Source organism: Serratia marcescens, from assembly GCF_006715005.1.
GTDB lineage: Bacteria > Pseudomonadota > Gammaproteobacteria > Enterobacterales > Enterobacteriaceae > Serratia > Serratia montpellierensis.
This window is the reverse complement of sequence record NZ_VFMJ01000001.1, coordinates 2,318,958-2,342,043: the sequence shown is the minus strand read 5'-3', so window position 1 is coordinate 2,342,043 and position 23,086 is coordinate 2,318,958. Positions and strand designations below refer to the sequence as shown.

Below are 23,086 nucleotides of genomic sequence, written 5' to 3'. Positions count from 1 at the left end.
AAGGCGAAAGCATGAAACAGAAAGTGGTTAGCATTGGCGATATCGACGTAGCAAACGATCTGCCGTTTGTGCTGTTTGGCGGTATGAACGTGCTGGAATCGCGCGATCTGGCGATGAGCATCTGCGAGCACTACGTTACCGTGACGCAAAAACTGGGCATTCCTTACGTATTCAAAGCCTCTTTCGACAAAGCCAACCGTTCTTCCATCCACTCGTACCGCGGTCCGGGCCTGGAAGAAGGGATGAAGATCTTCGAAGAGCTGAAAAAAACCTTCGGCGTGAAAATCATCACCGACGTGCATGAAGCGGCACAGGCGCAGCCGGTTTCCGAAGTGGTGGACGTGATCCAGCTGCCGGCCTTCCTGGCGCGTCAGACCGATCTGGTGGAAGCGATGGCGAAAACCGGCGCGGTGATCAACGTCAAGAAGCCACAGTTCGTCAGCCCGGGGCAGATGGGCAATATCGTCGACAAGTTCAAAGAAGGCGGCAACGACCAGGTGATCCTGTGCGATCGCGGCAGCAACTTTGGCTATGACAACCTGGTGGTCGACATGCTGGGCATCAACGTGATGAAAAACGTGACCGGTGGTCATCCGGTGATCTTCGACGTAACCCACGCACTGCAGACCCGCGATCCGTTCGGCGCCGCGTCCGGCGGCCGTCGTGCTCAGGTGGCCGAGCTGGCGCGCGCCGGTATGGCGGTTGGCCTGGCCGGCCTGTTCCTCGAAGCGCACCCGGATCCGAAAAACGCCAAGTGCGACGGCCCGTCCGCGCTGCCGTTGGACAAGCTGGAGCCGTTCCTGGCGCAGATGAAAGCCATCGACGACCTGGTGAAGAGCTTCCCGGAGCTGGATACCAGCAACTAAGCGCTCGTCGCCATAAAAAAAGCCCGACTCGTCGGGCTTTTTTACGTTTAGGCGCCGGTGGCCGCCAGCGCTTCCGGCAGCGTCGGGTAGAACTGCAAGCGGCCCTCGATCGGCTGCACCCGCGCACGCGCCAGGGTTTTCAGCGGCTGGAACGGCACGTCGGTGATCACCAGTTTCTTGTCCGCCGGCAGCACGTCGATAAAGCGACGCAGGGCGCTCAGACCGCCGGCGTCGAGCACCGGCACCGCATCCCATTGCAGCACGATCGTGCGGTAACCTTCGCTGCGCGCCAGCAGTTCGGTAAAGATGCGCTCGGCGGCGGCGAAGAACAGCGGGCCGTTCACCCGCAGCACCAGGCGGCCGTCGCCGGCACTCAGCTCGCTCAGCCGCGTCATGCGGGCGATGCGGCGCATAAACAGCAGCGAAGCCAGCACGATGCCCACGGTAATGGCGATCACCATGTCGAACAGCACCGTCAGCGACATGCACAGCAGCAGCACCAGAATGTCGTCCTTCGGCGCCCGGCGCAGCAGGTAAACCACCTTGTGGGCCTCACTCATGTTCCAGGCGACCATCAACAGCAGCGCCGCCATCGCCGCCAGCGGCAGATAAGAGAGCCACGGCGCCAGCACCAGCAGCGCCAACAGCACCAGCAGCGCGTGGATGATGGCGGATACCGGTGAGGTGGCACCGGCGCGCACGTTGGCCGCCGAACGGGCAATCGCGGCGGTAGCGGTGATGCCGCCGAAGAACGGCGCGATGATGTTGCCCGCGCCCTGGCCGATCAGTTCGCTGTTCGAGTTATGCTTCTTGCCGGTCATGCCGTCGAGCACCACGGCGCACAGCAGTGACTCGATCGCGCCGAGCATTGCCATCGAAAACGCCGCCGGCAGCAGGGCGGAGACGGTTTGCCAACTCAGAGTGAACGGCTGCCCGCCGCCGCCCGGCAGATCCCAGGGCAGCAACAGCTGCGGCAGGATCGGCGGAATGCCTTGGCCGCTGCTGCCGTCGGCCAGCAGGTAGCTGAAGCGCGAGCCGATGGTTGCCACCGGGTGGTCAAACAGCGCCAGCAGCCCCATCAGCGCGGTGCCCGCCAGCAGCGCCGGCAGGTGGCCCGGCACCCGCAGGCCGAGCTTGGGCCAGAAGATCAGGATCAGCAGCGTCACCGCGCCGATCAGGGTATCGCCGAAATCCAGCGTCGGCAGCGCCTGCAGCAGGGCGTACAGCTTGCCGACGTAATTTTCCGGTGTGTGCGCCAGCTGCAGCCCGAAGAAGTCCTTGATCTGCATGGTGGCGATGGTGATGGCGATGCCGGAGGTAAAGCCCAGCGTCACCGGCAGCGGAATGTACTCGATCAGCCGGCCAAGGCGCGCCAGCCCCATCAGCAGCAGAAATACCCCGGAGATCAGCGTGGCGACCAGCAGGCCGGCCAGGCCGAACTGCTGCGAGACCGGATAGAGGATCACCACGAAGGCGGCGGTGGGGCCGGAGACGCTGTAGCGCGAACCGCCGCTGACGGCGATGACAATGCCGGCGATGGCGGCGGTATACAGGCCGTACTGCGGCGGCACGCCGCTGGCGATCGCCAGCGCCATCGCCAGCGGAATGGCGATAATACCGACCGTCACCCCGGCGATAGCGTCTTTCAGCAACCGCGCCAGGCTATAAGGTTCCCGCCAGCAGGCATCTATCAGCGCGCTGAAGGGGCGAATTTTGTTTATTTCATGCGTTTTCATCTACGGTGCGTACCAAATCTTCAAAAGTGAAAGGAATGGCGGGCCCGATGAGGTCCGTCTTGTCACGTGACAGATACCATACGCCTTTTGTTCAGCGGATTACCAGACCTGTGTCAATTTGGCACAGGAAATCAGAGAGTCGTCGTTTTATCCGGCGCTAAATGCCGTTAACAGGTAAGTCAGCCGCAGATTCTGCGGCTGAAAAAGAAAGGAATAATCAAGGTTTTGACGGTTAGTGCAGAGCGGGTAGGGATAAGCCGAGAAAGTGGGCTAAAGTGCTTACCAACAGCTGGTGATCTTCCTTCTGCGGCGCGCCGGAAATGCTGATGCTGCCGACGCAGCCGAGGCCGGTCAGGGTGAGCGGGAAGGCGCCGCCGTGCACCGAATAGTCGCGCACGCTCAGCCCGTAGCGCTCCTCCAGCGACGTTTGCCGCTGCTGCAGACGCAGGCCGATGGCGTACGAACTTTTGTGAAAATGGTTCACCAGATTGCGCTTGCGCCGCACCCAGTCGGCAATGTCCGGCGTGGCGCCCGGCAGGGCGTAATAAAACAGCGTTTGCCCGGCCAGTTGGATTTCGATGGCGATGCTCAGGCCGCGTCGCTCGGCGGCGGTTTTCAGCGCCGCGCCCAGCTCCCAGGCGGTGGTGGCGTCAAAATGGGTAAAGGCCAGCGTCGCTTCCTGTTCGCTGAGCGCCTGCAGTTCATCGTCGATATTCATGCGTTTCTCCCCCGATATACAAAGGACAGAGTAGCCTGAAGCGAGCGTCGTGAGATAGACGGCTTGGCGATAAGATAGAACTGCTACTCTATTAATAGACCGTGTAAAATGGCCGCCGCTGAAGCGGAGACGACAGGGATGCGTTATTCAACGTCTGTACATTACCCCTGGCGATCCCGAGGAGCGCGCTGACTATCTATGACTTACATTGCGTCCATTTCCACCCTTTACAGCGACGCTTGCATTACCTATGCCACGCTGTCGGTAAGCTATTTCGTTCTCAGCAAGAGTGCCCCGTTTTCTTACCGTTCTGCGTTGTGGAAACGCGTCGTTTTCGGCCTGCTGGCCGGGGTGGCGGTGCTGTATTTGAGTCAGGATAGGCTGGCGTTGACCGATAAGGTGCATTACAGCTTTGCGATGATCCCGATGATACTGGTGACCTTCTTCGGCGGCGGCGTCAGCGGGCTGGTGAGTTTTCTGTTCGCCATGGCGCTCACCGGCGGCGTCACCGTCGATAACCTGTTCATCGCTTCAATCATTGCGCCACTGCTGCTGTCGCGGGTGTGGCTGAAGAAATCCCATCGGACGTTTTACCTGACGATCGGCGTCATCGCGCTGTATCGCATCGCGGTGGTGTGGCTGCTGGTGGACCTGAGCGGGCTATGGACGGATGTGTTGCTGTACCAGGCCGTGTCCGCGCTCTGCCTGGCGATTTGCTATCATGCGCTGAATTTCAAAGAGCGTCATATCTACGCCTATTTCGCGATGCGCGCGCGCGCCACGACCGACAGCCTGACCCACATCAACAACCGCGCCAGCGTCGATTACCAGCTGATGCTGCAGCGTGCCGAACGTCGTCCGTGCGGGCTGATGATCCTCGATTTGGATAACTTCAAAAGCATCAACGATACCTACGGTCACCCGGCCGGTGACGTGCTGCTGGCGAGCGTCGGCCGGCTGCTGCAAAACAGCGTGCGTAACGAGGACTTTGTCGGGCGCTACGGCGGCGAGGAGTTTATGGTGATCACCGCCAGCTACGATCCGCAGCTCATCGGCGGAGTGGCGGAGCGCATTCGCAGCGCGGTGGAAAGTTCGACGTTCTTGCTGAATGCGCACGACGAAGCACATATCACGCTGTCCATCGGCGTGTCGCTGTATCTGCCCGGCATGACGCTGGACAAGGCGATCGCCATGACCGACGAAGCATTATATGAGGCGAAGCGCAGCGGCAAAAACCGGGTGGTAACCAGCCGCGTGATGCAGCTGGCGCCGCTGGGGGCCGGTTTTCCGCGCGAATAAGCCGCCTCCCGCCGTGCAGGCGGGAGGCGTTGGTTCAGGCCGCCAGCGTGTGTTCGCGGAAGGCGTCCAGCAGCTCTTCGGTGAACGTCAGGCGTTTCTGGCGATCGGCCAGATCGAGCGTGAACTTCAGCTTGCTCGGGCCGTCCAGGCGGTAAACCTGCGGATTGCCCTGCAGCAGGCCGATCAGATAACCCGGGTCGACGCGGTTGTTGTCGCCGAACTCGATAAAGCCGCCGCGCTCGTTGCTCTCGATGCGTTTGATCCCCAGCTTCTGCGCATGCAGGCGCAGCGCCGCGCACTGCAACAGGTTGCGCGCCGCATCCGGCAGCTGGCCGAAGCGGTCGATCAGCTCGACCTTCAGCTCATCCAGCTCGCCGTCGTTCTTCGCGCTGGCGATGCGCTTATACAGTGACAGGCGGGTATTGACGTCGGGAATGAAGTCTTCCGGCAACAGCGCCGGCATGCGCAGCTCCACTTCGGTCTGGCTGCTGGTGAGATCTTCCAGTGACGGTTCGCGGCCGTTTTTCAACGCGTCGACGGCGCTTTCCAGCAGCTCCATGTAGAGCGAGAAACCGACGGTGGTCATCTGGCCGCTCTGGTCTTCGCCCAGCAGCTCACCGGCGCCGCGGATCTCCAGATCGTGGGTCGCCAGGGCGAAACCGGCGCCGAGATCTTCCAGCGACGCGATGGCTTCGAGCCGTTTATGGGCGTCGGTGCCCATGGCTTTCGGGTTTGGCGTCAACAGATAGGCGTAAGCCTGATGGTGCGAACGCCCGACGCGGCCGCGCAGCTGGTGCAGCTGCGCCAGGCCGAAGCGATCGGCGCGCTCAATGATGATGGTGTTGGCGCTGGGGATATCGATGCCGGTTTCGATGATGGTAGTGCACACCAGCACGTTGAAGCGCTGGTGATGGAAATCGTTCATCACCCGTTCCAGATCGCGTTCGCGCATCTGGCCGTGGCCGATGGCGATGCGCGCTTCCGGCACCAGTTCCGCCAGGCGCTGCGCCGCTTTCTCGATGTTTTCCACGTCGTTGTAGAGGTAGTAAACCTGGCCGCCGCGCAGCACTTCGCGCAGGATCGCCTCGCGCACCACCAGGCTGTCGTATTCGCGCACGAAGGTCTTGACCGCCAGCCGGCGCGCCGGTGGGGTGGCGATGATCGACAGATCGCGCATGCCGCTCATCGCCATGTTCAGCGTACGCGGGATCGGCGTGGCGGTCAGCGTCAGGATATCGACGTCGGCGCGCATCGCTTTGATGCGCTCCTTGTGGCGCACGCCAAAGCGGTGCTCTTCATCGACGATCAGCAGCCCCAGGTCTTTCCAGCGCAGATCGCTCTGCAACAGCTTGTGGGTGCCGATGATGATGTCCACCTTGCCTTCGGCCGCGTCGTCCAGCACCTGCTGCTGCTCTTTGGCACTGCGGAAGCGCGACATCATCTCGATGCGGATCGGCCAGGTGGCGAAGCGATCGCGGAAGTTGTCGAAGTGCTGTTGCGCCAGCAGGGTGGTCGGCACCAGCACCGCCACCTGCTTGCCGTTTTCCACCGCCAGGAAGGCGGCGCGCATCGCCACTTCGGTTTTGCCGAAGCCGACGTCGCCGCATACCAGGCGGTCCATCGCCAGCGGTTGGCACATATCGCTCAGCACCGCATTGATCGCCTGTTCCTGATCCGGCGTGGTTTCGAACGGGAAGCTCTGGCAGAACAGCTGGTACTGTTCGCGGTTGTGTTTGAAGGCGAAACCGGCCTTGGCGGCACGCTGGGCGTAGATATCCAGCAGCTCCGCCGCCACGTCGCGCACCCGTTCGGCCGCTTTCTGCCGCGCGCGCGTCCAGGCGTCGCCGCCCAGTTTGTGCAGCGGGGCGTTTTCGTCCGCGCCGCCGGCATAACGGCTGATCAGATGCAGCGAAGAAACCGGCACGTACAGCTTGTCCTCACCGGCGTAGGAGAGGATCAGGTACTCGGCCTTGATGCCGCCGGCCTCCAGCGTGGTCAGGCCGACGTAGCGGCCGACGCCGTGCTCCAGATGCACCACCGGCTGGCCGGGATGCAGCTCCGCCAGGTTGCGGATCAGGGTATCGGTATTGATGGTGCGTCGGTTATCCTGCCGGCGGCGGCTGACGCGCTCGCCGAGCAGATCGCTTTCGCAGATCAGCGCCCGCTGGCGCAGGCCGTCGAGGAAGCCGTGTTCGGCGGCGCCGACCATCATGTAACGGCCCGCCGTTTCCGCCTGATCGAGGCGCTGAATCAGCGCCGGCGCCAGCTTGATGCGGCCGAGCAGATCCTGCAGCGTTTCACGCCGCCCCTCGCTCTCGACGGAGAAAATCACGCTGCCGTCGAAGCCTTCGATAAAGCGCCGCAGATTATCCAGCGGGGATTTATGCTGCGCCTGCACCGCCAGATCGGGCAGGGCATGGTAGTCCAGATTGGTATTGCCGGCCTTGGCCGGCAGCTCATCAGTTTTCAGCGCGATGCGCGGCCAGGCCTTCAGCTCGCCGAACAGCGCGTCAACGCGCAGCCACAGCGTATCCGGCGCCAACAGCGGCCGCATCGGATCGACGCGGCGGCTTTCGTAACGCTGATTGACGTCCTGCCAGAAGCGCTCGGCGGCGCCCTCCAGATCGCCGGTGTTGACGATCAGCGTGTTGGCCGGCAGGTAGCTGAACAGCGACGGCAGCGGTTGGCTGAAGAACAGCGGCTGCCAGTATTCGATGCCGGCCGGCCAGGCGCTTTTGCTGACCTGCTGATAGATATGCTCGGCGTCGCGGCGCACCTCAAACTGCTCGCGCCACTGGCTGCGGAACAGCTCGATGGCATTCTTGTCGGTGGGGAACTCGTGGGCCGGCAACAGATTGATGGCCTCAACTTCGCTCAGCGTGCGCTGGGTATCGACGTCGAAGATGCGCAGACTGTCGATTTCGTCATCGAAAAAGTCGATGCGGTAAGGCTCATCGCTGCCCATCGGGTAAAGATCGAGCAGCGCGCCACGGGTGGCGAATTCGCCGTGCTCCATCACCTGATCGACGCTGCGGTAGCCCGCCTGTTCCAACTGCGCGCGCAGCTTGTCGCGCGACAGGCGCTGGCCTTTTTTCATTACCAGGGCGTGGCCGTGCAGGAACTCGTGCGGGCAGACGCGCTGCATCAGGGTGTTGACCGGCAGAATGATCACGCCGCGCGCCATGGTCGGCAGGTGATACAGGCTCGACAAACGATCTGAGATGATTTCCTGATGCGGCGAGAAGCTGTCGTACGGCAGGGTTTCCCAGTCGGACAGCGTGGTCACCATCTGGTCGGTGAACTGCTGGAGCTCGTCGCGCAGCCGCAGGGCGTTTTGCATGTCCGGCGCGATCAGCATCACCGGGCCAGGGTGGCGTTCGACGATCTCGGCGCACTCCACGGCGCAGGCCGCGCCGGTCAGTTGCCCCAGCTGGCGCAGATCGCCCGCGCGATCGGGCAGAGAATAACGAGGGGATGAAGAACGGTTACGGCTATCGGAAGTGCTCATTCAGGTATCTTTAATCAATGTGTTGGATGGCGTCCCGGCACGGATAACCCAGCGCCTTTATGCTGTTTATAGTAGCCCAGCGGCCGCCAAACTGACACAGCAAAAAGCGCTATACCCTGATGTTCCGTCTGCTATTTAACCGATGCGCCGCGTTAATTTTCGCCGGCCAGGGCGAGATAGTGCGCAATCTTGTCGATGTCGAGGTTGCCGCCGCTGACGATAACGCCGACCTTTTTACCGCGCAGATCGAGCAGGCTGTTCATCGCCGCCGCGGCCGCCAGGCAGCCGGTCGGTTCGACCACCATTTTCATCCGTTCCATAAAGAAGCGCATTTGCCGACACAGCTGAGCGTCGCTGACCGTCAGAATGCCTTCGACATAGGCCTGAATGATCGGGAAGGCCAGCCGCCCGACCTGTTGGGTCTGCGCGCCGTCGGCAATAGTTTTCGGCACCGGGATGTGCACCGGTTCGCCACGCAGAAAGGCTTGCTGAACGTCGTTGCCGGCTTCGGGCTCGACGCCGAACACGCGGCAGCCCGGTGACCAGTGATGCGCCGCTACCGCGCTGCCGGCCAGCAGGCCGCCGCCGCCGGTGCACACCAACAGCAGATCCAATGGCCCGGTCTCTTCAAACAGCTCCTTGGCGGCGGTGCCCTGGCCGGCGATCACCTGCGGGTAATCGTACGGTGGCACCAGCGACAGGCCCCGCTCTGCGGCCAGGCGTCGGGTGATTTCTTCACGATCTTCGCTGTGGCGCTGATAGATGACCACGTTGGCGCCATAGCCGCGCGTGGCCGCCAGCTTGGCCGCAGGGGCGTCATGGGGCATCACGATGGTGGCGTTGACGCCCAGCTCGTGTGCCGCCAGCGCTATCGCCTGCGCGTGGTTGCCGGATGAAAAGGCGATCACTCCGGCCCGGCGTTGCTCTGCACTGAGTTGCGCGATGGCGTTATAGGCGCCGCGAAATTTGAAGGCGCCGATGCGCTGAAAATTTTCGCACTTGAAGAACAGCTGCGCGCCGGCGATCTGATCGGCCTGACGCGAAGTCATGACCGGCGTGCGCAGGGCATGCCCGGCGATAACGTCGGCGGCGGTGGCAATATCGGCGGCGGTGATGCAGTGTGGGACTGAACTCATGACGACCTCGCGCGGCTAAGGGATGGACGATAAATTGCTTGATAGGGATTTTTAATTTACTCTTTGTAAAGTTATTGTCAAATGGTTAACTCAATGAGCGATATCAGGCAGGAAAATGCGCTGTTGCTGCGCGAAGCTGAAAAAATTGTTCAGGCATTGGGCGTGATGTTCGCGCCCGGTTGCGAAGTGGTGCTGCACGATCTGACCCAGCCCGATCGCGCTATCGTTGCTATCGCCAACAACCTGTCCAACCGCCGTATCGGCGACGCCGCGACGGAAATGGGGCTGGAGCGCATCGCGTCGCCGGAGTTTCCAGACGTGGTGCAGAACTATGCCAGCGTGTTTCCGGACGGGCGGCCGGCCAAGAGCACCTCGATCGGCCTGCGCAATAGCCAGGGCCGCTTTGTGGCGGCGATTTGTCTCAATCTGGATGTGTCTATCTTTAACAGCGTCACCGCTATCCTGCAGCAGTTGACGGCGGTGGTGCAAAGCGCCGCGCCGCAGGCGGCGGAGAGCGCGCGTTCGCTGTCGGACATCGCTGCGGCGATCAATGCATTCGCCGCGTCGCACGCCACCCAGCCACGCGCGCTGTCATCGGAACAGCGCTTTCAGGTGGTGCAACAGCTGAAACAGCAAGGGTATCTGCAGCTGCGCGGCGCGGCCACCATGGTGGCCGAAGCGCTCGGCATCTCGCGGGTGTCGGTCTATAACCTGCTCAAGCGAGACGCGGGATGAGGGGCCGCCCGGCGCAATAAAAGGCCGCCGGGTGTTCCCTAAACGAGGGAGAGCCTTTATTATCCATGATCACTTTGCTTAAGCCACGGCTATCAAACGGATTTCATGTATCAACCTGTCGCGTTATTCATTGGCCTGCGCTACATGCGCGGGCGAGCCTCAGACCGCTTCGGGCGGTTTGTTTCCTGGCTTTCCACCATCGGCATTACGCTGGGGGTGATGGCGTTGGTCACCGTGCTGTCGGTGATGAACGGTTTCGAAAAGGATCTGGAGAACAACATCCTCGGCCTGATGCCGCAGGCGTTGGTCACCAGTCCGCAAGGATCGGTCAACCCGCAGCAGCTGCCGGCCTCCGAGGTGCAGAAGCTGCAGGGCGTCACGCGCGTTGCGCCGCTGACCACCGGTGACGTGGTGCTGCAAAGCGCCCGCAGCGTGGCGGTCGGGGTGATGCTCGGCGTCAATCCCGACGAAGCCGATCCTCTGACCCCGTATCTGGTCAACGTCAAGCAGCAACAGCTGCAGCCGGGCCAATACAACATCATCATCGGTGAACAGCTGGCGGGGCAACTGGGCGTCAAGCGCGGCGATTCGCTGCGCGTGATGGTGCCGAGCGCCAGCCAGTTCACGCCGATGGGCCGCATTCCCAGCCAGCGATTGTTCACTATCATCGGCACCTTCCACGCCAACAGTGAGGTGGACGGCTATCAGCTGCTGGTCAACCAACAGGACGCCTCGCGCCTGATGCGCTACCCGGCCGGTAACATCACCGGCTGGCGCCTGTTCCTGCAACAGCCGCTGACGGTCGATACCCTCAGCCAACAGGCGCTGCCGGCGGGCACGGTCTGGAAAGATTGGCGCGATCGCAAGGGCGAGCTGTTCCAGGCGGTGCGCATGGAGAAAAACATGATGGGGCTGCTGCTCAGCCTGATCGTGGCGGTGGCGGCGTTTAACATCATTACGTCGCTCGGTCTGCTGGTGATGGAAAAGCAGGGCGAGGTCGCCATTCTGCAGACCCAGGGGCTGACTCGCCGCCAGATCATGTCGGTGTTTATGGTGCAGGGTGCCAGCGCCGGCATCATCGGTTCGCTGCTCGGCACGTTGCTCGGCGTGCTGCTGGCCACCAACCTGAATAACCTGATGCCGATCCTCGGCGCCCTGATCGACGGCGCTTCGCTGCCGGTGGCGGTCGATCCGCTGCAGGTAACGATCATCGCCGTGGTGGCGATGGCGGTTTCCCTGTTGTCCACGCTTTATCCTTCATGGCGCGCTGCCGCCGTACAACCCGCTGAGGCTTTACGTTATGAGTAACCATCTTTTGCTGCAGTGTGACAACCTGTGCAAGACCTATCAGGAAGGCAACCTGCACACCGACGTGCTGCGCAACGTCAGCTTTGCCATGCAGCAGGGCGAGATGATGGCGATCGTCGGCAGCTCGGGTTCCGGCAAGAGCACCCTGTTGCACCTGCTGGGCGGGTTGGACTCACCGACCTCCGGCGAGGTGATTTTCAAGGGTGAATCGCTGAACGCCATGTCTTCAGCGGCCAAGGCCGAGCTGCGCAACCGTCAGCTGGGCTTCATCTATCAGTTCCACCATCTGCTGCCGGATTTCACCGCGCTGGAAAACGCCGCCATGCCGCTGTTGATCGGCGGCACCAAACCGGCGCAGGCGCAGGAGAAAGCGCGGGAGATGCTGGCGGCGGTCGGGCTGGAAAAACGCAGCAAACACCGCCCGTCAGAGCTTTCCGGCGGCGAGCGTCAGCGCGTGGCGATCGCGCGCGCGCTGGTCAACAACCCGGCGCTGGTGCTGGCGGACGAACCGACGGGTAACCTGGATAAACGCACCGCGGACAGCATCTTCGATCTGCTGGGCGAGCTGAACGTGCGTCAGGGCACCGCTTTCCTGGTGGTGACGCACGATCTGCAGCTGGCCAAGCGTCTGAGCCGCCAGCTGGAAATGGCCGACGGCCACCTGCAGGCGCAGCTGACCCTGATGGGGGCCGAGTAATGGCGGGAGCCTCACTGTCCTTCCTGACGGCCCTGCGTTTCAGCCGCGGCCGTAAACGCGGCGGCATGGTGTCGCTGATCTCGGTCATCTCCACCATCGGCATTGCGCTGGGGGTGGCGGTGCTGATCGTCGGCCTGAGCGCGATGAACGGCTTTGAGCGCGAGCTGAAGAACCGCATTCTGGCGGTGGTGCCGCACGGCGAACTCGAGCCGGTCAACCAGCCGTTCAGCGGCTGGCCGTCGATTCTGCAGCGGGTGGAAAAGGTGCCGGGCATTGTGGCCGCCGCGCCGTACATCAACTTTACCGGCCTGATGGAGAACGGCGCGCAGCTACGCGCCGTGGAAGTCAAAGGCGTTGATCCGCAGCAGGAGAGCCGGCTGAGCGCGCTGCCGCAGTATGTGCAGGGCGACGCCTGGGCCAACTTCAAGCCCGGCGAGCAGCAGGTGATCCTCGGCAAGGGCGTGGCCGATGCACTGGGCGTCAAGCAGGGCGCCTATGTGACGGTGATGATCCCCAACAGCGACCCGGAAATGAAGCTGCTGCAGCCGAAGCGCATTCGTCTGCACGTAACCGGCATTTTGCAGCTCAGTGGCCAACTCGATCACAGCCTGGCGCTGGTGCCGTTGGCCGATGCGCAGCAGTATCTCGACATGGGTGACAGCGTCACGGGCATCGCCCTCAAGATGAACGACGTGTTCGCCGCCAACAAGCTGGTGCGCGACGCCGGCGAAGTGACCAATTCTTATATCTACATCAAAAGCTGGATCGGCAAGTACGGCTATATGTATCGCGACATCCAGATGATCCGCGCCATCATGTACCTGGCGATGGTGCTGGTGATCGGCGTAGCCTGCTTCAACATTGTCTCCACGCTGGTGATGGCGGTGAAAGACAAAAGCGCCGATATCGCGGTGCTGCGCACCCTGGGCGCCAAAGACGGTTTCATCCGCGCCATATTCATCTGGTACGGGTTGCTGGCCGGGTTGCTGGGCAGCCTGAGCGGCGTGGTGATCGGGGTGATCGCCTCGCTGCAGCTGACCAACATCATCCGGGGCATCGAGAAACTGGTCGGCCACTCCTTCCTGTCGGGCGATATCTACTTCATCGACTTCCTGCCTTCCGAGCTGCACTGGCTGGACGTGCTGATCGTGCTGGCAACCGCCATCGTGCTGAGCCTGTTGGCCAGTTGGTATCCGGCCAGGCGCGCCAGCCGCATCGACCCGGCGCGGGTGCTGAGCGGACAATAAAACCCACGGGGAGGCAGCGATGCCGCCCCGTTTTTTTAGCCTGGGGATGGGTTATGTACTACGGTTTCGATATGGGCGGCACCAAGATTGAGCTGGGGGTATTCGACGACAACCTGCAGCGCATTTGGCAAAAGCGGGTGCCGACGCCGCGTGAAGACTACCGGCAGCTGCTGGCCACGCTGTGCGATCTGACCCTTGAGGCGGATGCGTTCTGCGGCCGGCGCGGCAGCGTCGGCATCGGTATCCCGGGCCTGCCCAACGACGATGACGGCACGCTGTTTACCGCCAACGTGCCGGCGGCGATGGGGCGACCGCTGCCGCGCGATTTGGCGGCGCTGATCGGGCGCGAGGTACGGGTCGATAACGACGCCAACTGCTTTGCGCTGTCGGAGGCCTGGGACGACGAGTTTCGCCGCTACCCAACGGTGCTGGGCATCATTCTCGGCACCGGCGTAGGCGGCGGGTTGATCGTCGACGGCAAGACGGTGTCAGGGCGTAACTATATCGCCGGCGAGTTCGGCCATTTGCGCCTGCCGGTGGACGCGCTCGAGGTCTTGGGGCGTGATGTGCCTCGCGTTGCCTGCGGGTGCGGCCATCAGGGTTGCATTGAAAACTACATATCGGGCCGCGGTTTCGAATGGATGTACGCCCATTTTTATGGCCGGCACTTGCCCGCCACCGAGATCATTGCGCATTATCAGGCGGGTGAGCCGCAGGCGGTGGCTCACGTCGACCGTTTTATGGACGTGCTGGCGATCTGCCTGGGCAACCTGCTGACGGTGCTGGATCCGCATCTGGTGGTGATCGGCGGTGGGCTGTCGAACTTCGACGCCATTTACCAGGTGTTGCCGCAGCGGCTGCCGGCGCACCTGCTGCGGGTGGCCCGGCTGCCGCGCATCGAGAAGGCGCGCTATGGCGACGCCGGCGGCGTGCGCGGCGCAGCGTTCCTCAATTTGGTAAACAGGGAAAAGTAAGGAGAGAGTTAATGCACACTCGCCATCGGCTGTGTCAGTTTCGCAAGAGTAAGCATGTGCTGCATCAGCGCTTTCGTTCACGCATTTTTCACCGTGACACCATGGCGGCGGCCGAGCTGAAAAAGCCGTTTGTAGTGGTGTTGACCGGGGCCGGCATTTCGGCCGAGTCGGGCATTCGCACCTTCCGCGCCGCGGATGGGCTGTGGGAAGAGCACCGGGTGGAGGACGTCGCCACGCCGGAAGGTTTTCAGCGCGATCCGGCGCTGGTGCAGGCGTTTTACAACGAACGCCGCCGCCAGCTGCAGGCGGAGGAGATCGTCCCGAACGCCGCGCACCGCGCGTTAGCGGATTTGGAAGAGTGGCTGGGGGACAACTTCCTGCTGGTCACGCAAAACATCGATAACCTGCATGAACGCGCCGGCAGCAAGCGGGTGCTGCACATGCACGGCGAATTGCTGAAGGTGCGCTGCACCCAGTCGGGGCAGGTGTTCGAATGGCCCGGCGATCTCAGCGTCGACGATCGTTGCCACTGCTGCCAGTTCCCGGCGCCGCTGCGGCCGCACGTGGTGTGGTTCGGTGAGATGCCGCTGGGCATGGACGACATCTATCAGGCGTTGAGCAAGGCCGATTTCTTCGTCGCCATCGGCACCTCAGGCCACGTCTATCCGGCGGCCGGCTTCGTGCATGAGGCGCGGCTGGGCGGCGCCTACGCGATGGAGCTGAACCTGGAGCCGAGCCAGGTGGAGAGCCAGTTCGACGAGAAACACTACGGTCTGGCCAGCGAAGTGGTGCCGCGTTTTGTGCACAAATTCCTGGTGGGCAAGGTGGCGCGGGCCGACCGGCCCTGAGAAAGGCATCAGGGCGCAATGCGCGCCCTGATGGGATGGCGGGGCGTATTAGCGCCCGGCTTTCAGCTTTTGGAAGTAGCTCTCGTACAGCGTGCTGGCGTCGCCGACGTCGTTTTGCCACTCGCCGTGCTCAATCACCGCCTTATCCGGGTAGAGTGACTTGTCGTTGGCGATCTCCGGCGACAGCAGCTTCTTCGCCGCCAGGTTCGGCGTCGGGTAACCGATGGTTTCCGCTACCTGCACCGCGATTTCCGGCCGCAGCAGGAAGTCGATCAGCTTCAGCGCGCCCTCGACGTTGCGCGCGTTGGCCGGAATGGCCAGGCTGTCCATCCAGAAGATCCCGCCTTCCTTCGGCCAGACGATCTCCAGCGGCGTGCCGGCCTGGCGCGCCACGAAGGCCGAACCGTTCCACACCATACCGACGTTGACTTCCCCTTCCATAAACGGGTTGCCCGGGTTGTCGGAGTTGAAGGCCAGCACGTTCGGCATCAATTTCTGCAGTTCGTGGTAGGCGGCTTCGATCTCTTTCGGGTCGGTGGTGTTGCCGGAATAGCCCAGCTTGAGCAGCGCCATCTGGAACACTTCACGCGCATCGTCGGTCAGCAGCAGACGGCCTTTATACTGTGGCTGCCACAGATCGGCCCAGGACGTGACGGTGGACGGCTCCTGCGCGTCGCTGTTAACGCCGATGGCGGTGGCGCCCCAGATATAGGGGATGGAGTAGTCGTTGTTGGGATCGAACGGTTTGTTCAACAGGGCAGGATCGAGATCCTTGAAGTGGCTGAGTTTGCTCTTGTCGATTTTTTGCAGCATGCCTTCCTTGCTCATCTTGGCGATGAAGTAGGTGGAAGGCACCACCAGATCGTACGCGCCGTCTTTATAGGTCTTCAGCTTGGCGTACATGCTTTCGTTGGATTCATAGGTGGAATAGATCACCTTGATGCCGGTTTCCTTGGTGAACTGCTCCAGCAGCCCCGGCGGAACGTATTCAGTCCAGTTATAGAAATACAGCGTTTTGCCGTCAGAGGCGTTTGCAGAGCAGAAACTCAGCGCCATCATCCCGGCTGCGAGCAGATGTGACCACTTTTTCATGCAGCGTATCCTTCAGCAGTAGTGAGCCGAACCCGTATGGGCAAACCGTTTGGCGGCTGCGCCATACCCCAGAAAGGGGCCATTATAGGGGCCGGGGCGGGGTGGGTAAAGGCGGTTATCCCAGCGGCAAATCAGCGGGTTAACCGAGTCTGGGCGTTCAAGAACGGCCGCAGTCATATCACTGCGGCCAATGAAAGAGGCGGGCGCCGTAGCGCCCGGCGGGAAGGGTTATTCGGCCTTGGGCGAGCGATCGCGCATCACCCACTGGCTGGCGATCACCAGCACCAGCGACAGCAGCAGCAAAATGGTGGCCAGCGCGTTGACCTCCGGCGAGACGCCGACTTTCACCATCGAATAGATCTTCAGCGGCAAAATCTCGTAGCTCGGCCCGGTGACGAAGGAGGAGACGACCACGTCGTCCATCGACAGGGTAAAGCTCAGCAGCCAGCCTGCCGCCACCGCAGGCATCGCCAGCGGCAGGATGATTTTGCGCAGGATGGTGAACTCGCTTGCGCCGAGATCGCGCGCGGCCTCCAGCATCTTCACGTCGAAGCCTTTCAGGCGCGCGTAGACGGTCACTACCACGAACGGCAGGCAGAAGGTGATGTGCGAGAACAGCAGCGACCAGAAGCCGAGCGAAATGCCGAGCAGCATGAACAGCACCAGCAGCGAGATGGCCATCACGATGTCCGGCGACATCATCACCACGAACAGCATGCCGCCGACGAACGGCTTGCCGCGGAAGCGGTAGCGGTACAGCGCCACCGCGGTCAGCGAGCCGATCAGGGTGGCGAAGGTAGCGGAGAGCACTGCCATGGTCAGCGAGTGCCCCGCGGCCTGCAGCAGGCTGTCGTTATTCAGCAGCGTGCCGTACCACTTGGTGGTGAAACCTTGCCAGTTGATGCCAAAGCGCGAAGCGTTGAAGGAGTTGACGATCAGGATGACGATCGGGATATACAGATAGGCGTATACCAGCGTCATAAAGCCGCCGCGCAGCAGACGTCCGATCATGCCAGATCCTCCTTCTTGTTCAGCAGACGGGCGGCCCGGTAATAGACCAGCAGCAACAGCCCCATCACCAGCGTCAGACAGATGCTGGTGGCCGCGCCGAATGGCCAGTCGCGGATATTGAGGAACTGGCTTTTAATCACGTTGCCGATCAATAGATTCTTGGCGCCGCCCATCAGATCGGCGACGAAGAACAGCCCCATCGCCGGCAGCACCACCAGCAGGCAGCCGGCGATAATGCCCGGCATGGTCAGCGGCACGATGATGCGGATAAAGGTCTGCAGCTTGCTGGCGCCGAGATCGCGCGCCGCCTCTAGGCAAGACTTATCGAGCTTTTCGATGCTGGAGTAGAGCGGCATCACCATAAACGGCAGCAGGATATACACCAGGCCGAGGATCACCGCTTCCGAGGTGTACATGATGCGCAGCGGCTTGTCGATGACGCCGATCCACAGCAGCGCGTCGTTGAGATAGCCGCGGGTGCTGAGAAACAGCTTCAGGCCGTAGATGCGGATCAGCGAGTTGGTCCAGAAGGGGACGATCAGCAGAAACAGCAGCAGCGGCCGCACCTTCTGCGGCAACCGCGCCAGGATAAAGGCGAACGGATAGCCAATCACCAGGCAGCACAGGGTGGCGATCAGCGCCATGTTCAGCGAGTGCAGCAGCACCTGAGCGTACAACGGATCGAACAAGCGCCGGTAGTTATCCAGCGTGAACACCATCTGCACCAGATTGGCGTCGTCGCGGGTCAGGAAGCTGGTGGCGATGATCATCAGATTCGGCATGAACACGAATAGCAGCAGCCAGGCGACAACGCCGACGATCACCACATTCTGGAAGACTTTACGCGATTTCTTCATCGGCCAGCACCACCTCCCAGCTTTCAACCCAGGTCACCGCCATCTTCTGATTGAGCGAGTGATCGACGTCCGGATCGTCTTCGTTGAAGAACTCGCTGACCATCACCGTTTTGCCATTCTCCAGCTCGACCACCGACTCCAGCGTCATGCCTTTGTAGTTGCGCTCGCGCACGTAGCCGATCAGCCCGTCGTGCTGCGCGCTGTCGTTCACTTCTTCTACCCGCAGATCTTCCGGGCGCAGCAGCACCTTCAGCCTTTGGCCTGTCTCCACCGGCAGATCGGCGTAGATGTCGCACTCGCGGCCTTCGACGTTGGCGCGTACCCGCTGCGGATCGAGACGTTGCAAAACCACCGCGTCGAAGATGTTAATCTCGCCGATGAAGCTGGCGACGAACAGATTCTTCGGCTCTTCGTAGATCTCACGCGGCGTGCCGTCCTGTTCGATGCGGCCTTCGCGCATCACCACGATGCGGTCCGACATGGTCAGCGCTTCTTCCTGATCGTGGGTAACGAACACGAAGGTGATACCCAGCTTGCGCTGCAGCGCCTTCAGCTCGTTCTGCATCTGTTTGCGCAGCTTGTAGTCCAGCGCCGACAGCGATTCGTCCAGCAGCAGCACCTTCGGCTTGTTGACCACCGCGCGGGCGATGGCCACGCGCTGCTGTTGGCCGCCGGAGAGCTGGCCCGGCCGCCGTTTGGCGAACGCATCCAGCTGCACCATGCGCAGCGCCTCTTCGACGCGCGGCGTCAGTTCCGCCGCCGGCACCTTTTGCATGCGCAGGCCGAAGGCGACGTTGTCGAACACCGACATGTGCGGAAACAGGGCATAGCTCTGAAACACGGTGTTGACGTGGCGATGTTCGGCCGGAATGGCAGTGACGTCCTGGCCGTCGAGCACGATACGGCCCCGATCGGCGTCTTCCAGACCGGCGATCAGGCGCAGCACCGTGGTTTTGCCACAGCCGGAGGGGCCGAGAATGGTGAGGAATTCGCCGTGGTTAATCGTCAGTTCAAGATCGGCAATGATGGTTTTGCCATCGAACGCTTTGCTCAGGGCATGCAGTTCAACAAGGGGTGCTCGAGAGGATGTCTCAGTCATTTATCGTATTACTCTATCCCGTGGGCTAATGCAGATAGAACCGCAACTGGAAAAGACTGCCGGAGCTTGCGGGATGCCCGCTGATCAAATGAAGCTCAAACCAGTTGCGCCAATGGAAATTTTTCGAGCGCGCATGATAGACGCTGAATGCCGGAATTGAAAGCCGATCCGGCCCAGATGCCGCGTTTTTCATCATGATAGCGACAAATGACCCTGTGATGACAGTGTTATTTCCCTCAGAAATCATCACAAAGATTAATGATATTGGCGAATTCTGGTTAAAAATGACCTGACGCAATATTTGATCCTGATCGGTTCCGCATAATGAAACGCGATATTCTGAGGGGCCGCTACCATGGACAAATTACTTGACCGCTTTTTCAACTACGTCTCTTTCGACACCCAGTCCAAAGCGAACGTAAAGCATGTGCCGAGCACCGACGGGCAGTTGAAGCTGGCGCGCGCGTTGCAGCAGGAAATGATCGCGCTCGGTTTCGAGCGGGTGTCGCTCAGCGAACACGGCTGCGTGATGGGCACCTGGCCGGGCAACGTCGCCTGGCCGGTGCCGGCGGTCGGTTTTATCGCCCATCTGGATACCTCGCCGGATTTCAGCGGCAAACACGTCAATCCGCAAATCGTCGAGAACTATCGCGGCGGCGACATTGCGCTCGGCATCGGCGATGAAGTGCTGTCGCCGGTGATGTTCCCGATCCTGCACCAGATGCTGGGGCAGACCCTGATCACCACCGACGGCAAAACGCTGCTGGGCGCCGACGACAAGGCCGGCATCGCCGAGATCCTCACCGCCATGGTGCGCCTGCGCGCGCGCAAAATCCCGCACGGTGACATCCGCGTGGCCTTTACCCCGGACGAGGAGGTGGGCAAGGGGGCGCAGCTGTTCGACGTGGCGGCCTTCAATGCCGAATGGGCTTACACCGTGGACGGCGGCGGCGTCGGCGAGCTGGAGTGCGAGAACTTCAACGCCGCCTCGGTGACGATCAAAATCCTCGGCAACAGCGTGCACCCCGGCAGCGCCAAGGGCGTGATGGTCAACGCGCTGTCGCTGGCCACCCGCATTCATCAGGCGCTGCCGGCGGACGAAGCGCCGGAGACCACCGAAGGCTACCAGGGCTTTTATCACCTCAGCAGCATCAAGGGCAGCGTAGAGCGCGCCGAAATGCACTATATCTTGCGCGACTTCGAGCGCGAGGGGTTCGAGGCGCGCAAACGCAAAATGGTGGACATCGCCCGCGAGGTCGGCAAAGGCTTGCCGCGCGATTGCTATATCGAAGTGAGCATCGAAGACAGCTATTACAACATGCGCGAACAGGTGGCGGAGCACCCGCACGTGATCGCGCTGGCGCAGCAGGCGATGCGCGACTGCGACATCGAACCGGTGATGAAACCGATCCGCGGCGGCACCGACGGCGCGCAGCTGTCGTTCCGCGGCTTGCCGTGCCCGAACCTGTTCACCGGCGGCTACAACTACCACGGCAAGCACGAGTTCGTGACGCTGGAAGGCATGGAGCAAGCGGTGGCGGTGATCATGCGCATCGCGGCGCTGGCCGCCGAGCGGGCGCGGTAAACAGGACGCTTGCGATCGGCATAATCGCTTGCCGCAACAAGGCGTTGCTCATAGTGTGGAGATACATTCCCCATGCATAAGGACCGCATGATGAGCACCGAATACCGTATCGCCAGCCCGCATTTGGCGCAGTTCGTTCAGGCGATTTGGCGCCAGGCCGGCAGCACGGCGCGTGAAGCCGAGCTGGTGGCCGATCATCTGGTGCAGGCCAATCTGGCCGGGCACGACTCGCACGGCGTCGGCATGATCCCCAGCTACATGGCGTCGTTGGCGCAGGGGCAATTACAGCTCAATCAGCACGCCGAAGTGGTGCGCGACGCCGGCGCGGTGCTGACGCTCGACGGTGCGCGCGGTTTCGGTCAGGTGGTGGCCAGCGAAGCGATGGCGCTGGGCATTGAACGCGCCGGCAAGCTGGGCCTGGCGGCGGTGGCGCTGCACAACGCGCACCATATCGGCCGTATCGGCCATTGGGCGGAGCAGTGTGCCCGCGCCGGTTTCATTTCGATTCACTTCGTCAACGTGGTGGGCGATCCGATGGTGGCGCCGTTCGGCGGCAGCGATCGTCGCTTCGGCACCAACCCGTTCTGCGCCATTTTCCCGCGGCCGGGCCGCACGCCGTTGCTGTTGGATTTTGCCACCAGCGGTATCGCCTTCGGCAAGACCCGGGTGGCCTATAACAAAGGGCTGTCGGTGGCGCCGGGCTATCTGATCGACGAACACGGGCAGCCGACTACCGAGCCGAAGGTGATGCACGAAGCGCCGTTCGGTTCGCTGCTGCCGTTCGGTTTGCATAAGGGCTATGCGCTGGCGGCGATGTGCGAGATCCTCGGCGGCGCGCTCTCCGGCGGCCGCACCACCCACGCCGCCACGCTGAAAGCCGACAGCGACGCTATCTTCAACTGCATGACGACCCTGATCCTCGATCCTCAGGCCTTCGACGCCCCGCACATGCAGGCCGAAGCCGAAGCGTTTATCGGCTGGGTGAAAGCGTCGCCGCCGAGCGGCGAACAGCCGATCGCGGTGCCGGGAGAATGGGAAGAGGCCAACCGCGCGGCGCGGCTGGAGCAGGGCATCCCGATCGATGCCACGACCTGGCAGCAGATCTGCGCGGCGGCGGAGCAGGCGGGCATGGCGGTGGGGGAACTGGCGGATTACCGCGCACAGGCGCGCCAGGCATAAAAAAAGCCACCCGACAGGGTGGCTTGTTCGCATGACGGCAATCAGTCGTTAAAGTACCAATAGCCGCTGTTGACCAGCGCGGTCAGCAGCGCCAGGAACGACGGATCGTCCACCGCGTCGCCGAGCAGGGCGGCGTCGACGCTGAAGTGCTGGCACAGAGCGTCTGCGGCCTGCAGCTGGTCGGTGTCGATCAGTTCGCCGTTCACGAAGCAGCGATCGCCGACGCGCAGCACGCGCAACCCGCCCAGGCGCTGCAGCGCTTCACCCTGCTGCAGCAGTTCGTAGATTTCCCCGGCCTGATACGGTGGCTCCGGCGGCGCCAGATCCAGCTCGTGGCGCGACTGGGAGATAAACTCGCCGAACCAGTGCTGGAAGTGTTCCGGCTGTTGCACCAGATCCAGCATCATTTGCCGTAAGGCGTCCACTTCCTGCGGCAGGATCTCCGCCGGATGTTCGCGCAGTTTAACGTCCGGATCGCCGTAGCGCTTGCTGCCCAGCTCGCGCGCCAACACGTAATCGGCGAAGCCGCTCACCAGCTCGCGGCCGTTCGGCGCGCGGAAGCCCACCGAGTAGTTGAGCGCGTTTTCCAGCGCGTAGCCTTCATGCGGGAAGCCCGGCGGAATGTAGAGAATGTCGCCCGGTTCCATCTCTTCGTCGATGATGGCGTCGAACGGCTCCACCTGCAGCAGATCCGGATGCGGGCAGTGCTGTTTCAGCGGCGTTTTTTCCCCGACGCGCCAGCGGCGGCGCCCGGTGCCCTGAATGATGAACACGTCGTACTGATCGAGATGCGGGCCGACGCCGCCGCCCGGTACCGAGAAGGAGATCATCAGGTCATCCATCCGCCAGTCCGGCAGTTGGCGGAACGGGCACATCAGCGCCGCGGAAGGCTCATGCCAGTGGTCCACCGCCTGCACCAGCAGCGACCAGTTGTTTTCGCTCAGGTGGTCGAAGCTCTCGAAGGGGCCGTGTGCGACCTGCCAACGGCCGTCCTGGTGGCTGACCAGGCGGCTGTCCACTTCGTTTTCCATCGCCAGCCCGGCCAGCTCATCCGGGGAGATCGGATCGATAAAGTTTTTGAAGCCGCGCTTCAGAATCACCGGACGCTTTTGCCAATAACGTTGCAAAAAATCGTTCCAGTCCAGGTCTAATTGATAATCCATGTTCTATTCCAGGAGAGAGGAGTGAGCC

General features: G+C 62.1%; 20 protein-coding genes. 10 read left to right on the top strand and 10 right to left on the bottom strand.

Going from position 1 to position 23,086, the window contains the following annotated elements; genetic code table 11:
• Positions 1–11 precede the first annotated feature (11 nt).
• Positions 12–866: a 3-deoxy-8-phosphooctulonate synthase gene (gene kdsA / locus FHU12_RS11185; RefSeq protein WP_038872048.1), complete on the top strand. Its 855-nt coding sequence runs from the start codon at positions 12–14 to the stop codon at positions 864–866.
• A 47-nt stretch (positions 867–913) separates the two neighbouring features.
• Here kdsA and dauA read toward each other — a convergent pair whose 3' ends face one another.
• Complete coding sequence (gene dauA, locus FHU12_RS11180; RefSeq protein WP_141969350.1) at positions 914–2,602, bottom strand: C4-dicarboxylic acid transporter DauA; 1,689 nt, start codon at positions 2,600–2,602, stop codon at positions 914–916.
• A 232-nt stretch (positions 2,603–2,834) separates the two neighbouring features.
• Positions 2,835–3,320 (bottom strand): heme-degrading domain-containing protein, encoded by a 486-nt coding sequence (locus tag FHU12_RS11175; RefSeq protein WP_141969348.1) that lies wholly within the window; start codon positions 3,318–3,320, stop codon positions 2,835–2,837.
• A gap of 198 nt (positions 3,321–3,518) precedes the next feature.
• On the opposite strand from FHU12_RS11175, the gene FHU12_RS11170 reads away from it, so the two are divergent.
• On the top strand, positions 3,519–4,619 hold the full coding sequence (locus tag FHU12_RS11170; RefSeq protein WP_141969346.1) for a GGDEF domain-containing protein: 1,101 nt from the start codon (positions 3,519–3,521) through the stop codon (positions 4,617–4,619).
• A gap of 34 nt (positions 4,620–4,653) precedes the next feature.
• Here the strand turns inward: FHU12_RS11170 and mfd are convergent, their stop codons facing one another.
• Both mfd and FHU12_RS11160 read right to left on the bottom strand, forming a co-directional pair.
• Positions 4,654–8,127 (bottom strand): transcription-repair coupling factor, encoded by a 3,474-nt coding sequence (mfd, locus tag FHU12_RS11165; RefSeq protein ID WP_141969344.1) that lies wholly within the window; start codon positions 8,125–8,127, stop codon positions 4,654–4,656.
• A gap of 152 nt (positions 8,128–8,279) precedes the next feature.
• Positions 8,280–9,263: a threo-3-hydroxy-L-aspartate ammonia-lyase gene (locus FHU12_RS11160; protein WP_141969342.1), complete on the bottom strand. Its 984-nt coding sequence runs from the start codon at positions 9,261–9,263 to the stop codon at positions 8,280–8,282.
• Between the two features lie 93 nt (positions 9,264–9,356).
• Between FHU12_RS11160 and FHU12_RS11155 the strand changes: the two genes are divergently transcribed.
• From FHU12_RS11155 to cobB, 6 genes are all read left to right on the top strand, one after another.
• A complete protein-coding gene (locus FHU12_RS11155; RefSeq protein WP_141969340.1) occupies positions 9,357–9,998 on the top strand; it encodes a helix-turn-helix transcriptional regulator in 642 nt (213 codons plus the stop codon).
• Between the two features lie 105 nt (positions 9,999–10,103).
• Positions 10,104–11,306 carry a lipoprotein-releasing ABC transporter permease subunit LolC gene (gene lolC, locus FHU12_RS11150; RefSeq protein ID WP_141969339.1) on the top strand — a complete coding sequence of 401 codons (1,203 nt, stop codon included), beginning with the start codon at positions 10,104–10,106 and terminating at the stop codon, positions 11,304–11,306.
• Complete coding sequence (gene lolD / locus FHU12_RS11145; RefSeq protein ID WP_141969337.1) at positions 11,299–12,003, top strand: lipoprotein-releasing ABC transporter ATP-binding protein LolD; 705 nt, start codon at positions 11,299–11,301, stop codon at positions 12,001–12,003. The genes lolC and lolD overlap by 8 nt, the downstream gene beginning before the upstream one ends.
• Entirely contained in the window at positions 12,003–13,250 is a 1,248-nt protein-coding gene (gene lolE / locus FHU12_RS11140) for a lipoprotein-releasing ABC transporter permease subunit LolE (protein ID WP_025302503.1), read from the top strand. Before lolD ends, lolE begins: the two co-directional genes overlap by 1 nt.
• Positions 13,251–13,303: 53 nt before the next feature.
• Positions 13,304–14,224: an N-acetylglucosamine kinase gene (gene nagK / locus FHU12_RS11135; protein WP_141969335.1), complete on the top strand. Its 921-nt coding sequence runs from the start codon at positions 13,304–13,306 to the stop codon at positions 14,222–14,224.
• A gap of 11 nt (positions 14,225–14,235) precedes the next feature.
• Positions 14,236–15,072 carry a Sir2 family NAD+-dependent deacetylase gene (cobB, locus tag FHU12_RS11130; protein ID WP_141969333.1) on the top strand — a complete coding sequence of 279 codons (837 nt, stop codon included), beginning with the start codon at positions 14,236–14,238 and terminating at the stop codon, positions 15,070–15,072.
• 48 nt (positions 15,073–15,120) lie between these two features.
• On the opposite strand, the gene potD is transcribed toward cobB, so the two are convergent.
• The 5 genes from potD to FHU12_RS11105 all read right to left on the bottom strand — a co-directional run bounded on the left by potD (position 15,121) and on the right by FHU12_RS11105 (position 19,429).
• Positions 15,121–16,164 carry a spermidine/putrescine ABC transporter substrate-binding protein PotD gene (gene potD / locus FHU12_RS11125; protein WP_060419358.1) on the bottom strand — a complete coding sequence of 348 codons (1,044 nt, stop codon included), beginning with the start codon at positions 16,162–16,164 and terminating at the stop codon, positions 15,121–15,123.
• 228 nt (positions 16,165–16,392) lie between these two features.
• Positions 16,393–17,175 (bottom strand): spermidine/putrescine ABC transporter permease PotC, encoded by a 783-nt coding sequence (gene potC / locus FHU12_RS11120; RefSeq protein ID WP_141969331.1) that lies wholly within the window; start codon positions 17,173–17,175, stop codon positions 16,393–16,395.
• Positions 17,172–18,032 (bottom strand): spermidine/putrescine ABC transporter permease PotB, encoded by an 861-nt coding sequence (potB, locus tag FHU12_RS11115; protein ID WP_049272004.1) that lies wholly within the window; start codon positions 18,030–18,032, stop codon positions 17,172–17,174. The genes potC and potB overlap by 4 nt, the downstream gene beginning before the upstream one ends.
• Positions 18,016–19,131, bottom strand: a complete 1,116-nt coding sequence (gene potA, locus FHU12_RS11110; protein ID WP_141969329.1) for a spermidine/putrescine ABC transporter ATP-binding protein PotA — start codon at positions 19,129–19,131, stop codon at positions 18,016–18,018. Before potA ends, potB begins: the two co-directional genes overlap by 17 nt.
• Positions 19,132–19,156: 25 nt before the next feature.
• Complete coding sequence (locus FHU12_RS11105) at positions 19,157–19,429, bottom strand: hypothetical protein (RefSeq protein WP_101456414.1); 273 nt, start codon at positions 19,427–19,429, stop codon at positions 19,157–19,159.
• Positions 19,430–19,486: 57 nt separating this feature from the next.
• Here FHU12_RS11105 and pepT point away from each other — a divergent pair, with 57 nt between their 5' ends.
• A complete protein-coding gene (pepT, locus tag FHU12_RS11100) occupies positions 19,487–20,716 on the top strand; it encodes a peptidase T (protein ID WP_004941154.1) in 1,230 nt (409 codons plus the stop codon).
• A gap of 90 nt (positions 20,717–20,806) precedes the next feature.
• Positions 20,807–21,895, top strand: a complete 1,089-nt coding sequence (locus tag FHU12_RS11095) for a malate/lactate/ureidoglycolate dehydrogenase (protein ID WP_141972957.1) — start codon at positions 20,807–20,809, stop codon at positions 21,893–21,895.
• A 41-nt stretch (positions 21,896–21,936) separates the two neighbouring features.
• Here FHU12_RS11095 and FHU12_RS11090 read toward each other — a convergent pair whose 3' ends face one another.
• Positions 21,937–23,058: a ribosomal protein uL16 3-hydroxylase gene (locus FHU12_RS11090; RefSeq protein WP_141969327.1), complete on the bottom strand. Its 1,122-nt coding sequence runs from the start codon at positions 23,056–23,058 to the stop codon at positions 21,937–21,939.
• Positions 23,059–23,086 lie beyond the last annotated feature (28 nt).